Annotated in this window: 14 protein-coding genes; 12 read left to right on the forward strand and 2 right to left on the reverse strand. The window is 72.2% G+C overall.

Annotation, left to right across the window (positions count from 1 at the left end):
- The first annotated feature begins 100 nt into the window (after positions 1-100).
- From PT931_RS02555 to PT931_RS02585, 7 genes are all read left to right on the forward strand, one after another.
- On the forward strand, positions 101-1,144 hold the full coding sequence (locus tag PT931_RS02555) for a glycosyltransferase family 4 protein (protein WP_456244081.1): 1,044 nt from the start codon (positions 101-103) through the stop codon (positions 1,142-1,144).
- Entirely contained in the window at positions 1,144-3,309 is a 2,166-nt protein-coding gene (locus PT931_RS02560) for a hypothetical protein (RefSeq protein ID WP_456244082.1), read from the forward strand. Before PT931_RS02555 ends, PT931_RS02560 begins: the two co-directional genes overlap by 1 nt.
- A gap of 79 nt (positions 3,310-3,388) precedes the next feature.
- Entirely contained in the window at positions 3,389-5,083 is a 1,695-nt protein-coding gene (locus PT931_RS02565) for a CTP synthase (protein WP_456244083.1), read from the forward strand.
- Positions 5,080-5,655, forward strand: a complete 576-nt coding sequence (locus tag PT931_RS02570) for an NUDIX domain-containing protein (protein WP_456244084.1) — start codon at positions 5,080-5,082, stop codon at positions 5,653-5,655. The genes PT931_RS02565 and PT931_RS02570 overlap by 4 nt, the downstream gene beginning before the upstream one ends.
- 124 nt (positions 5,656-5,779) lie before the next feature.
- Entirely contained in the window at positions 5,780-6,271 is a 492-nt protein-coding gene (locus tag PT931_RS02575) for a cysteine dioxygenase (RefSeq protein WP_456244085.1), read from the forward strand.
- Positions 6,268-6,675: a rhodanese-like domain-containing protein gene (locus tag PT931_RS02580; RefSeq protein WP_456244086.1), complete on the forward strand. Its 408-nt coding sequence runs from the start codon at positions 6,268-6,270 to the stop codon at positions 6,673-6,675. The genes PT931_RS02575 and PT931_RS02580 overlap by 4 nt, the downstream gene beginning before the upstream one ends.
- Entirely contained in the window at positions 6,657-7,220 is a 564-nt protein-coding gene (locus PT931_RS02585) for a GNAT family N-acetyltransferase (protein ID WP_456244087.1), read from the forward strand. Before PT931_RS02580 ends, PT931_RS02585 begins: the two co-directional genes overlap by 19 nt.
- Positions 7,221-7,236: 16 nt before the next feature.
- Here PT931_RS02585 and PT931_RS02590 read toward each other — a convergent pair whose 3' ends face one another.
- Both PT931_RS02590 and PT931_RS02595 read right to left on the reverse strand, forming a co-directional pair.
- On the reverse strand, positions 7,237-7,539 hold the full coding sequence (locus PT931_RS02590) for a hypothetical protein (RefSeq protein WP_456244088.1): 303 nt from the start codon (positions 7,537-7,539) through the stop codon (positions 7,237-7,239).
- Positions 7,540-7,651: 112 nt separating this feature from the next.
- Positions 7,652-7,867, reverse strand: a complete 216-nt coding sequence (locus tag PT931_RS02595; RefSeq protein WP_456244089.1) for a hypothetical protein — start codon at positions 7,865-7,867, stop codon at positions 7,652-7,654.
- Positions 7,868-8,224: 357 nt separating this feature from the next.
- On the opposite strand from PT931_RS02595, the gene ald reads away from it, so the two are divergent.
- The 5 genes from ald to PT931_RS02620 all read left to right on the forward strand — a co-directional run bounded on the left by ald (position 8,225) and on the right by PT931_RS02620 (position 12,452).
- Positions 8,225-9,340, forward strand: a complete 1,116-nt coding sequence (gene ald, locus PT931_RS02600) for an alanine dehydrogenase (protein WP_363731360.1) — start codon at positions 8,225-8,227, stop codon at positions 9,338-9,340.
- 151 nt (positions 9,341-9,491) lie between these two features.
- The gene (gene xerD, locus PT931_RS02605) at positions 9,492-10,430 is read left to right on the forward strand and encodes a site-specific tyrosine recombinase XerD (protein ID WP_456244090.1); all 939 of its coding nucleotides are present in this window, start codon (positions 9,492-9,494) and stop codon (positions 10,428-10,430) included.
- Positions 10,431-10,574: 144 nt separating this feature from the next.
- On the forward strand, positions 10,575-11,483 hold the full coding sequence (locus PT931_RS02610; RefSeq protein WP_456244091.1) for a ParA family protein: 909 nt from the start codon (positions 10,575-10,577) through the stop codon (positions 11,481-11,483).
- A 91-nt stretch (positions 11,484-11,574) separates the two neighbouring features.
- Positions 11,575-11,871, forward strand: coding sequence for a YciI family protein (locus PT931_RS02615; protein WP_456244092.1), 297 nt, complete (start codon positions 11,575-11,577; stop codon positions 11,869-11,871).
- A gap of 50 nt (positions 11,872-11,921) precedes the next feature.
- Positions 11,922-12,452, forward strand: a complete 531-nt coding sequence (locus PT931_RS02620; protein ID WP_456244093.1) for an NUDIX hydrolase — start codon at positions 11,922-11,924, stop codon at positions 12,450-12,452.
- The last annotated feature ends 121 nt before the right edge of the window (positions 12,453-12,573 follow it).

The raw sequence follows: 12,573 nt of genomic DNA on the forward strand, positions 1-12,573 counted from the left end.
GACCTGAACAGGCGTCCGGACCGGGCATGCTGTTCGGCGGGGCTCCGTACCACCCCGGGCCGATATCAGGTCCCCATCGAACACGGAGGAGAAGTCCGTCGTGAAGATCGCGCTCGTGCTCGCGACCAGTACCGGCGGGGTGGGCAAGCACGTCGCCTCCCTCGTCGAAGGCCTCACCGCCGCCGGCCACCGCGTGGTCGTGTTCGGCCCGCGCGCCGTCGGGGAGCGGTTCGGGTTCCCGCTGTTCCGGCCGGTGGAGATCTCGGCCGGTCCGCACCCGAAGGACGCGGTGGCGGTGTGGAACCTGCGCGCGGAGCTGCGGGCGATGCGGCCGGACGTGGTGCACGCGCACGGGCTGCGGGCCGGGCTGGTCGCGGCGTTGGCGGGGGCGAAGCCGCTGGTGGTGTCGTGGCACAACCAGGTGCTGGACAAGACCGGTCCGAAGGCGAAGGTGCTGGCGGCCCTGGAGCGGGTGGTGGCCCGGCGGGCGACCATGACCCTAGGGGTGTCCGACGACCTGGTGGCCCGGGTGCTGGAGCTGGGCGGGCGCGATGTGCGGCTCGCGCCGGTGGGGGCGCCGCCGTTGCCGGTGGGGGAGGGTACTGCTCTGCGGAAGGAGTACCCGGAGAAGAATGTGATCTTGTCTGTGGGTCGGCTGCACCCGCAGAAGGGGTACGGGACGCTCATCGAGGCGGCCCGGCGCTGGCCCGACACCCGGGTGCTGATCGCGGGTTCCGGCCCGGCGGAGGCGGAACTGCGCGCGGCCATCGCCGAGGCGGGCGCGCCGGTGACGCTGCTCGGGCACCGTGGCGATGTGGCCGACCTGCTCGCGGCGGCCGACCTGGCCGTCGTGACGAGTGTGTGGGAGGCGCGGCAGCTGTTCGCCCAGGAGGCGCTGCGGGCGGGGGTGCCGCTGGTGGCGACGAACGTCGGCGGGCTGCCGGGGCTGCTCGGTGACGGGGCGACCCTGATCGCGCCGGGGGACGTCGACGCGCTCGACCGGGCCGTGACGGGGCTGCTGGGGGACGCGGACAAGGCCGGGCGGCAGGTGGAGCGCGGTCGGGTGCGGGCGGCGACCTGGCCGTCGGAGGCCGACACCGTCGCGCAGGCCGAGGCCTGCTACCGGGAGCTGACCGGCTCCTGATGACGCTGCCACGACCCTCCGGCCCGTTGCGCCGGCTCGCGCTGACCGTGCTCGCCGTCGTGGGCGTGCTGGTCGGTGTGCCGTCGCCGGCCGTCGCCGAACCCGCCGAGGTCGAGTACGCCGTCGTGATCGGCGCCGCCGGCCTGCGCTGGGACGACCTGAACCCGACGGACACCCCCACGTTGTGGAAGCTCGCGGAGGGCGGCTCCATCGGGGCGTTGTCGGCGCGGTCGGCCCGGTCGCTGACCTGCCCGTTGGACGGCTGGCTGACGCTGGGGGCGGGCAACTTCGCCGAACGGCCGCCGCTGTCGCCGGACAAGGCGGCCTGCCCGGCGTGGTCGGTGCCGCTGGAGGCGCAGGGCGAGGGCGCGTTCGTGGCGGACCAGATCGCGGTGGACGAGCACAACACGGGCCGGCCGTGGGGCGCGCGGCCGGGGGCGTTGGCGGAGTCGGTGCGGTGCAGTACGGCGATCGGGCCGGGGGCCGCGGTGGCGATGGCGCGGTCGGCGGGCCGGGTGGACCGGTACGCGGCGGAGCCGCCCGCCGACCTGAAGCGGGCCCTGGCCCAGTGCGTGCTGTCCGTGGTGGACGCGGGCACGGTCGCCGGTGAGGGCTCCGAACGGCAGGCCGCGGCGCGCCGGGTGGACGCGACGGCGGCGAAGGTGCTGGCGGCCCGGCCGGCGAAGTCCCTGGTGACGGTGGTGGGCGTGGCCGACACCCAGGCCCCGTCCCGGCTGCACGTGGCGATCGTGGACGGCCCGGGCTTCGGTGGTGGCTGGCTGGTGTCGCCGAGCACGAACCGGCCGGGTTACCTGCAGCTGGTGGACGTGGCGCCGACGGTGCTGCGGATGCTGGGCCGGGCGCGGCCGGCGACGTTGTTCATCGGGCAGCCGGTGGCGCGCGCGGGGGACGACCGGCCGGCGGCGTTGGCCGACGCGGTGCGCGACCTCGATGACGCGGACCGGGAGGCGGGGGCCCAGCGTCGGGTCGCCGACCGGTTCTTCCTGACGCTGGTGGGCGTGCAGCTGCTGCTCATGGTGGTGATGGTGCCGATTCTGCGGTGGTTGCGGCGGACCCGGCGCCGGCATCCGTCGCCGCCCCCGCCCGCCGGGCTGCTGCGGGTGCTGGAGGTGGCGCTGCTGGCGTCGGCGTTGGCGATCCCGGCGGCGTTGGTCGCGGACCTGGTGCCGTGGTGGCGGACGGCGAACCCGGACCGGTGGTTCGCGGCGATCGGCCTGGTGGTGCTGGCGGGGCTGACGGCGGCGGTGTGGTTCTCGAAGTGGGGCCGGCGGCCGTTGGGGCCGTTGGCGCTGGTCGCGGCGATCGCGGCGACGGTGGTCGGGGTGGACGTGCTCACCGGTTCGCGGTTGCAGCTCAACGGGGTGGCGGGCTATTCGACGCTGGCCGGGGTCCGTTACGCGGGGATCGGCACGATCGGGCTGGGCGTGTTCGCGGCCGGCCTGCTGCTGGGGGCGACGTGTCTGGCGCAGCGTCTGGTGCCCCGCCGCCGGCGGGCGTGGGTGGTGCTGGGCGTGGGGCTGGCGGGGGTACTGCTGGTCGGCGCACCCCCGCTGGGTTCGGACCCGGGTGGCGCGGTGGCCCTGATGGTCGGGGTGTGCGTGGCGGCGGCGCTGGCCCGGGGTGGTTGGTTGACGTTCTCCCGGCTGGCCGGGGCGGTGCTGGCCGGCTCGGTGGTGACGGTGCTGTTCGTGGCGGTGGACCTGTCGCGGCCGGCGGAGCAGCGCGGGAACGTGGGCCGGCTGCTCGCGGAGGCCGGCCAGGGCCAGGTGATCTTCCAGCGGCTCGGCAGCGCGAACGTGGTGGCGTTCGTCACCAGTCCGCTGACGGTGCTGGCGCTGGCGGCGGGGGTGTACGGCTACTTCGTCCTGCTGCGCCCGTGGGGTGGCCTCAGACGCGTGTACGGGCTCCATCCGGCCGTCCGGGGCGGCGTGTACGGGGCGATGGCCGCCGCGCTCCTGGGCAGCCTCCTGGACGGCGGGGGCGTGATGGCGGCCGGCGCGGCGGCGGCGACGGTCGTGCCGGTGCTCCTGTTGGCCGGGTTGCGCGTCGTTCGTCACGTCGAGGAGCCGCACACCGGCGAGCAACCTGCCGTTAAACCGGTGGAAATACCCCATCCGGCCGAGCGTCGACCACTCAGCCCCTGATCAGCGAGGTACTGCTAGGCTGAAACCCCGTGGGATGCGCGGATCCGAACCGCGCCCGATACGACCACGGGAGCAGGTCTTGGCCGCTACGGCTCGCACGCCCAAGCACATCTTCGTCACCGGGGGCGTCGCCTCTTCGCTCGGTAAGGGCCTCACCGCCTCGAGTCTCGGCAATCTCCTGACCGCCCGCGGACTGCGGGTCGTCATGCAGAAGCTGGACCCGTACCTGAACGTCGACCCCGGCACGATGAACCCCTTCCAGCACGGTGAGGTCTTCGTCACCGAGGACGGCGGGGAGACCGACCTCGACATCGGTCACTACGAGCGGTTCCTGGACCGTGACCTCTACCGTGGCGCGAACGTCACCACGGGTCAGGTCTACTCCGAGGTGATCGCCAAGGAGCGCCGCGGCGAGTACCTGGGCGACACCGTCCAGGTCATCCCGCACATCACCAACGAGATCAAGGCCCGGATCCGGGCCATGGCCGACCCGGACGAGACGGGTAGGGCCCCCGACGTGGTGATCACCGAGGTCGGCGGCACGGTCGGCGACATCGAGTCGCTGCCGTTCCTGGAGGCGATCCGGCAGATCCGGCACGACATCGGCCGGGACAACTGCTTCTACCTGCACGTCTCCCTGGTGCCGTACCTGGCGCCGTCGGGCGAGCTGAAGACCAAGCCGACCCAGCACTCGGTGGCGCAGCTGCGCAACATCGGTATCCAGCCGGACGCGATCGTGTGCCGCAGCGACCGGGAGATCCCGGAGAAGCTCAAGCACAAGATCAGCCTGTACTGCGACGTGGACCAGGAGGCGGTCGTCGCCGCCCCCGACGCGCCGAGCATCTACGACATCCCGAAGGTGCTGCACAAGGAGGGCCTCGACGCGTACGTGGTGCGCCGGCTCAACCTGTCGTTCCGGGACGTGAAGTGGAAGGCGTGGGACAACCTCCTCGACCGGGTGCACAACCCGAAGCACGAGGTCACGGTGGCACTCGTCGGTAAGTACATCGACCTGCCGGACGCGTACCTGTCGGTGTCCGAGGCCGTGCGGGCCGCCGGGTTCGCCAACTACGCGCGGGTGAACCTGCGCTGGGTGGCCTCGGATGACTGCGAGACCCCGGCGGGGGCGAAGAAGGCCCTGGCGGGCGTGCACGCCGTCCTGATCCCGGGTGGTTTCGGGGTCCGGGGCATCGAGGGCAAGCTCGGCGCGATCCGCTACGCCCGGGAGAACAGGGTCCCGACCCTGGGCCTGTGCCTGGGGCTGCAGTGCATGTCCATCGAGGTCGCCCGCGACATCGCCGGCCTGGCCGGGGCCAACTCGCTGGAGTTCGACGAGAACGCCACCGACCCGATCATCTCCACGATGGCAGACCAGGAGGACATCGTCGCGGGCAAGGGTGACCTGGGCGGCACGATGCGCCTGGGCGCGTACCCGGCGGTGCTGACCGAGGGTTCCCTCGTCGCCGAGGCGTACGGCACCACCGAGGTGTCCGAGCGGCACCGGCACCGCTACGAGGTGAACAACGCCTACCGCGACACCCTGGAGAAGGCGGGCCTGCGCATCTCGGGCACGTCGCCGGACGGCAAGCTGGTCGAGTTCGTCGAGCTGGACCGCGAGCTGCACCCGTTCTTCGTCGCGACCCAGGCGCACCCGGAGCTCAAGAGCCGGCCGACCCGGTCGCACCCGCTGTTCACGGCGTTCGTGTCGGCGGCGCTGGCCTACCAGGCCCCGGCACCGGTCGCCGCCCCGGCTGCGGCCAAGGGCAAGAAATGACCGATTTCGAGGTACTGGGTCAGGTCGAGCACTTCAAGGGCCGGATGTTCGACGTCGTCACCGACGAGGTCCGGATGCCCGGCGGCGGGGTGGCCCGGCGTGACTACATGCGCCACGTCGGCGCGGTCGGCGTCGTGGCCGTGGACGAGGAGGGCCGGGTCCTCCTGGTCCGCCAGTACCGGCACCCGGTCGCGAAGGTGCTCTGGGAGCTGCCGGCCGGGCTGATCGACGTGCCCGGCGAGCCCCTGGTGGACGCGGCGGCCCGCGAGCTCGCGGAGGAGGCCGACCTGGTCGCGGCGAACTACGCGCTGCTGGTCGACCTGAACCCGTCCCCGGGCTGCTCGGACGAGCGGATCCGGTTGTACCTGGCCCGGGGCCTGTCGGCCGTGCCCGAGTCCGAGCGGCACGTCCGCACGGACGAGGAGGCCGGGATGACGACGCACTGGATCGACCTGGACGAGGCGTGCGCGATGGCGCTGTCGGGGGAGATCACCAACGGCGCGTGCCTGGCGGGGGTGCTGGCCGCGGCCCGCGCCCGGGACCTGGACTGGAAGCCGTTGCGCGCGGTCTGACGTGTGGGGGGAGGGCCCGGTAGTGACCGGGCCCTCCCTCTTTCCGAGAGTTCCCTACTTCTTCGGTAGGGATTATGGGTTACTCTCTCTCGTACGGAGATCGTCGGCGGAAAGGGGCAGGTGGATGAGCACATCGGTACTCGACCTCGCGGAGCTCGCCCGCGCCTGTGCGGCGGACCCCGCCACCTGGCCGGTGACACCCCGCGTCGACCCCGACCAGCGCTGGTACTCCCGGATCGCCGCCGACGAGCACCACGAGGTGTGGCTGATCACCTGGGGCCCCGGGCAGGGCACGGACCTGCACGACCACGGCGGCGCGGCCGGCGCGTTCGCGGTGGTAGCCGGCACCCTGACCGAGGAGCTGCCCGAGGACGGCCCGACGTCCGGCCGGATCGAGCAGCACCCCGACGGCGGCCGGTTCGCCGTCGAGTCGCACAGCCGGGGCGCCACGGTCGACTTCGGCCCGCACCACGTGCACCGCCTCACCAACCGCGGCACCGAGCCGGCCCTGTCCGTGCACGTCTACGCCCCGCGCCTGACCACCATGACCCGCTACGAGCTCGACGGCGACGGCCTGCGGGTGCTCGGCGTCGACCGCGAGGGGGAGGCGTGGTGAGCATCGACGAGCTGCTGGAGGCCGCGCGGACCGACCTGCGCCGCCTGGACTCCGCCGCGACCGCCGACGCCGTGGAACGCGGCGCGCTGCTCGTGGACATCCGCCCGGTGGCCCAGCGCGCCGCCGAGGGCCACATCCCCGGCGCGCTGATCATCGAACGCAACGTCCTGGAGTGGCGCCTGGACCCCCAGAGCGACGCCCGGCTGCCGGAGGCGTCCTACGAGCGCCCGGTGATCGTGTTCTGCTCCGGCGGGTACGCGTCCTCCCTGGCCGCGGCGAGCCTGCGCGCGCTGGGGCTCGACGCCACCGACCTGATCGGCGGTTTCCAGGACTGGGCGGCCCTCGGGTACCCCACGCGCGGTGGCCGCCGGGCTAGCCTGGTCGGATGCGTGGACCTGAGCTGACGACCGACCGGCTGCTGCTCCGGCGGTGGCGGGATGACGACCGGGGCCCGTTCGCGGCGCTCAACGCCGACCCGGAGGTGATGGAACACTTCGCGTCCGTGCAGGACCGGGCCACCAGCGACGCCATGGTGGACCGGATCGAGGGCGCCTTCGACGCGAACGGCTACGGGCTGTGGGCCGTGCAGCTGCGGGAGTCGGGGGAGTTCCTCGGCTTCACCGGCCTGCAACCGGCGACGTTCGCCGCCCCGTTCACCCCGGCGGTGGAGGTGGGCTGGCGGTTCGCCCGGCACGGCTGGGGCTTCGGGTACGCGACCGAGGCGGCCCGGGCGGCGCTGGCGTTCGGGTTCACCGAGGGCGGGCTGGCCGAGATCGTGTCCATGACGGCGTGGTCGAACGAGCGCTCGATGGCCGTGATGCGCCGGCTCGGGATGCGCCGGGACCCGGCGGAGGACTTCGAGCACCCGATGGTGCCGGAGGGCAGCCGGGTCCGCCCGCACGTGCTGTACCGGCTGGGCGTCGGGGAGTGGCGCGCCGGGGCCGCGTGACGACCCCGTGTCGCGCTCAGTGGCGCCCCCGGGCCCGGCCCGGCAGCTCGATCGAGCGGACCAGTACCGGTTCGGTGTCCGGCCCGGGGGTGGCCTCGGTGTAGACGAGGATCCGTAGCTCGCCGCGCAGGTCGTCGAGCTCGTCCACGGCGTCGGTGAGGACCCGGGTGGCGAAGTCGACCACGGACCGGGTCGCCAGCCACGTGTTCGGGATCCGCTGCGGCCAGCCGGGTCCCAGCGGGTCGAACGACGCGGCGCCCTCGTCGCGCAGGCGCAGGTCGTACCAGTAGTTCTGCCAGTAGGGCTGCCTCGTGCGCACACGACTGTTGTACCAGCGGGAGCGGGCGGGTGGCGCGTGCGCGTGCCCTGGGTGCGGAAACGCCGGTGGCGGCGGCCCCGGGAGGGACCGCCGCCACCGGCGTCGTGTGTGACTAGCGGGAGACGGCGTAGATCAGGCCACCGATGAGGCCGATGACCGAGACGCCGATGGCGACGTAGCCGAGGGTCGGCGAGTTGCCGTTCTTCTTGGCCTGGTTCATCGACAGGACGCCGAGAACGATACCGGCCGGCGAGCAGCACAGCAGGCCGATGACGATGCCGAGGATGCCGAAGAGCTGGGTGTTGTCCTTGCCAGCGGGCTGAGTCACAGTGAATCCTTGAGGTCAGGTGTCGTCACTGAGTGTGACCTCGTGACGACCGAAGTGTGTGGTGATGTGTCCTCGTCCCCGAACGGAGGAACGGTCACGGGGGATGACCTTAGGGGATTTCTCCGGTCGGCGCTTCCACCGTACGTGTGATATCAGGGGGCACGGGCTCACCTAATATCCGACAAATCTGTTCAAGATATGCTGGAACCGCGAAGTTGATCTGGACGAGGGCTACACATCGACAAGCCCAACCCCAAGAAGGTTACGGTCTGTCACGGGTTACCGGGCCGCCTGCGTCCTAGACTCCGCAGTTACAGGCGGCAATGACGCCGTGTCCAAGATCGAAGGGGCTGTCAGGTGAAGGTCGGAATCCCGCGCGAGGTCAAGAACCACGAGTACCGGGTGGCTATCACTCCCGCCGGTGTGCACGAGTTCGTCCGCAACGGGCACGAGGTGTACATCGAGGCGGGCGCCGGGGCCGGTTCGTCGATCACGGACGCGGAGTACACGGGGGCGGGCGCCACGATCCTGCCCACCGCCGACGACGTGTGGGCCACCGGTGACCTGATCCTCAAGGTCAAGGAGCCCATCGCCGAGGAGTACCACCGGATGCGCGAGGGGCAGGTCCTCTTCACGTACCTGCACCTGGCCGCCTCCAAGGAGTGCACCGACGCCCTCGTGACCCAGAAGGTCACCGGCATCGCCTACGAGACGGTCGAGCTGCCCGACGGCTCGCTGCCGCTGCTCGCCCCGATGTCCGAGGTCGCGGGCCGGCTGGCCCCGCAGGTCGGCGCGTACCACCTGATGCGTCCGGCCGGCGGCCGCGGCGTCCTGATGGGCGGCGTCCCCGGCGTGCACGCGGCGAAGGTCGTCGTCATCGGCGCCGGCGTGTCCGGCAAGCACGCCGCGACGATCGCGCTGGGCATGCAGGCCGAGGTGTCCCTCCTCGACAAGAACATCGCGCGGCTGCGCCAGGCCGACGAGATCTACCGCGGTCACCTGCAGACCGTCGCGTCCAACGCGTTCGAGATCGAGAAGGCCGTCCTGGAGGCCGACCTGGTCATCGGCGCCGTGCTGGTGCCGGGCGCCAAGGCCCCGACCCTGATCTCCAACGAGCTGGTCAGCCGGATGAAGCCGGGCTCCGTGCTCGTCGACATCTCCATCGACCAGGGCGGCTGCTTCGAGGACTCCCGGGCCACCACGCACGCCGACCCGGTCTACCGCGTGCACGACTCGGTCTTCTACTGCGTCGCCAACATGCCCGGCTCGGTGCCGCACACCTCCACCTACGCGCTGACCAACGTCACGCTGCCCTACGCGGTGGAGCTGGCCAACAAGGGCTGGAAGCAGGCGCTCCGCGACGACCGCGCCCTCGCGCTGGGCCTCAACACCCACGCCGGCCACGTCACCTACGGCCCGGTCGCCGAGGCCACCGGCATGAGCCTGCTCACCCTCGAGGACGCCCTGGCCTAAGAGCCAGATCAACCACCTCATCGGGGTACCGGCACCACGCGCCCGGCCCGTCCACCTCGCTCCGGTGAGGCGGACGGGCCGGGCGCGCGTCATCCCCACCCCGTCCGGCGAGCACGGCGTGCGGGCACGGCGGATGACGTACCCTCGTCGCATGATCGAACCGACACCGCCCGGGGCACTGTCCCGGGCGGTGTCCGGCTATCTGGACCACCTCACCGTCGAGCGCGCCCTGGCCGCCAACACGCTGTCGTCCTACCGGCGCGACCTCACCCGCTACACCGCCTATCTGGACGCCGTCGGGGTCACCGACCTCGCCCAGGTCGCCGAGGCGCACATCACCGAGTTCCTGGCCCGGCTGCGCGAGGGTGACGCCGAGCACCCGAAGCTGTCGGCGTCCTCCGCCGCCCGGACTGTGAGCGCCGTGCGCGGCCTGCACCGGTTCGCCGTGCGCGACGGGCTGTCCGCCGTGGACCCGGCCCGCGACGTCAAGCCGCCCGGTACCCCCCGGCGGCTGCCGAAGGCGCTCCCGGTCGGCGACGTCGAACGCCTCCTCGCGGCGGCCGGCGACGACACCCCGCGGGGCCTGCGCGACCGGGCGCTCCTCGAACTCCTCTACGGCACCGGCGCCCGGATCTCCGAGATCGTGGGCTCCTGCGTGGATGACGTGGATCTGACAGCGGGCGTCGCGACCCTGCACGGCAAGGGCGGCCGGACCCGGCTCGTCCCCGTCGGCGGGTACGCGCGCCGGGCCCTGGAGGCCTACCTCGTCCGGGGCCGTCCGACCCTCGCGGCGGCCGGACGCGGAAATCCGACACTCTTCCTGAATGCCCGGGGGACTCCACTGTCGAGGCAGTCGGCGTGGACGATCCTGCGCAGGGCGGCGGAAAAAGCTGAAATCTCCTCCGATATCAGCCCCCACACGCTCCGGCACTCCTACGCCACCCACCTGCTCGACGGCGGGGCCGATGTCCGGGTCGTCCAGGAACTTCTCGGTCACGCCTCCGTGACCACCACACAGATCTACACTTTGGTCACCGTGGAGCGGCTCCGCGAGGTGTACGCCTCGGCGCATCCACGAGCACTCGCTTGATCTGTCCAGTACCGTGTCCGGGGCACGCTCGGCGTACGACACGCCGGAGTGCGCAGACATGGGCGCGTCGCAAGGGTGGGTTACAGTCGGGGCAGGTCCGCCCCGCTGCCCCGGCAGCGCCGATTTGGGGAAGGGCGTACGAGCATGGCGAACGACAGCGACAACTGGGGCTCCCTCGGTGGTGACACCACCCTGGGCACGGAACTCGGCGCCGTCGACCCTGCCACTCTGCTGGACCGCCGCCCCATCCCGCAGCCCGACCCTCTCGACCGGCACGGCCCCGCGCGCATCATCGCGATGGCCAACCAGAAGGGCGGCGTGGGCAAGACGACCACGACGATCAACCTGGGCGCCGCCCTCGCCGAGTACGGGCGCAAGGTGCTGATGGTCGACTTCGACCCGCAGGGCGCCCTGTCCGTGGGCTTCGGGGTCAACCCGCACGACCTCGAGCTGTCCGTCTACAACCTCCTCATGCAGGACGACGTCAGCATCGGCGACGTCACCTACAAGACGAACATCGACGGGCTGCACCTGCTGCCGGCCAACATCGACCTGTCGGCGGCCGAGATCCAGCTGGTCAACGAGGTCGCGCGCGAGATGACCCTCGCCCGCCTGTTACGCCCCGTCCTCAAGGACTACGACTACATCCTGATCGACTGCCAGCCCTCCCTGGGCCTGCTCACGATCAACGCGCTGACCGCGGCGCACAGCGTCCTGGTACCCCTGGAGTGCGAGTTCTTCAGTCTCCGCGGGGTGGCCCTGCTGCTGGACACCGTGGACAAGGTCCGCGAGCGCCTCAACTTCGACCTGGAGCTCGAGGGCATCCTCGCGACCATGTACGACAGCCGCACCACGCACTGCCGGCAGGTCCTGCAGCGCGTGGTCGAGGCCTTCGGCGACAAGGTGTACCAGACGGTGATCACCAAGACCGTCAAGTTCCCCGAGTCGACCGTGGCCGGCGTGCCCATCACGGTGATCGACCCGGCGTCGGCGGGCGCGCGCAACTACCGCCAGCTCGCCCGCGAGGTCATCTCCGCCCAGACCGACCGCTGACCCCACCCTCCGGGTACGCACCGCGCCGGGCCGCCGGACGGGCGCCGGGCGCGCGGATCAGCGGGTGCTGCGGCTCGCATAGGGTTGGGGCATGTTCGTGGTGTCCCTGACGTACCTGGTGCCGCTGGAGCGGGTCGACGCGCTGCTGGCCGAGCACGTGGCCTGGCTCGACCGGCACTACGACGCGGGTGTGTTCCTCGCCTCCGGGCGCAAGGAGCCCCGCACGGGTGGCGTGATCCTGGCGGTGGCCGGGTCGCTGGCCGAGGTCGAGGAGATCGTGGCGGCGGATCCGTTCGCGGTGCACGGGGTCGCCCGGCACGAGATCACCGAGGTCCTGGTGACCCGGGCCGCGCCGGCCCTGGCCCCGGTGCTGGTCACCGGCGCCTGAAAGACGCTGCCAGCAGGTACCCGTCGAAGTGTGAACTGGGGGTTCGTCGCATGGAATGGGTCGTGCACAGCGAGGGCACCGTCTACGCGAACCCGTGGCTGACGGTCAACCTCGCCGACGTGGAGCTCCCCGACGGCCGGCACCTCGACCACTACCTGCTCCGGCAGCGCCCGATCGGGGCGACGGCGATCCTCGACGACCGCGACCGGGTACTCATGATCTTCCGGCACCGGTTCATCACCGGCACCTGGGGCTGGGAGCTGCCCGCCGGGGTCGCCGAGGCCGGGGAGGAGCCGGTGGACACCGCCGCCCGCGAGGCCGAGGAGGAGACCGGCTGGCGGCCCGTGGACCTGCGGCCGCTGCTGTCCGTGACCATCGGCGCCGGGCTGACGGACTGCGTGCACCACCTGTTCTGGACCGATCAGGCCACCCGGGTCGGCGAGCCGGTCGATCCGCACGAGGCCGCGAAGATCGAGTGGATCGCGCTGGGGGACGTGCCGGAGTTGCTGGCGGCGGGGGAGCTGCACGAGGCGAGCACGGTGGCGGGGCTGCTGCGGCTGGCGGCGCTGCGCGCGGGCTGACGCCGGGTGGCGCGCCGCACTGTCGCGCGGGGCCGGGCGTCCGGGTCGGGCTCCTGTGGGCACCGTTCGAGACCCGGGCGGGTGCTGGTGACGGCGGGTGGTCGGCGTACCGCGACGGGGG

Source organism: Longispora urticae, from assembly GCF_053902585.1.

What these genes read in the sequence shown, in the direction of transcription:
- PT931_RS02560 (WP_456244082.1), top strand. Translation starts at nt 1,144, where the DNA reads ATGACGCTGCCACGACCCTCCGGCCCGTTGCGCCGGCTCGCGCTGACC.
- PT931_RS02575 (WP_456244085.1), top strand. Translation starts at nt 5,780, where the DNA reads ATGAGCACATCGGTACTCGACCTCGCGGAGCTCGCCCGCGCCTGTGCG.
- xerD (WP_456244090.1), top strand. Translation starts at nt 9,492, where the DNA reads ATGATCGAACCGACACCGCCCGGGGCACTGTCCCGGGCGGTGTCCGGC.
- PT931_RS02620 (WP_456244093.1), top strand. Translation starts at nt 11,922, where the DNA reads ATGGAATGGGTCGTGCACAGCGAGGGCACCGTCTACGCGAACCCGTGG.
- PT931_RS02615 (WP_456244092.1), top strand. Translation starts at nt 11,575, where the DNA reads ATGTTCGTGGTGTCCCTGACGTACCTGGTGCCGCTGGAGCGGGTCGAC.
- PT931_RS02570 (WP_456244084.1), top strand. Translation starts at nt 5,080, where the DNA reads ATGACCGATTTCGAGGTACTGGGTCAGGTCGAGCACTTCAAGGGCCGG.
- PT931_RS02585 (WP_456244087.1), top strand. Translation starts at nt 6,657, where the DNA reads ATGCGTGGACCTGAGCTGACGACCGACCGGCTGCTGCTCCGGCGGTGG.
- PT931_RS02610 (WP_456244091.1), top strand. Translation starts at nt 10,575, where the DNA reads ATGGCGAACGACAGCGACAACTGGGGCTCCCTCGGTGGTGACACCACC.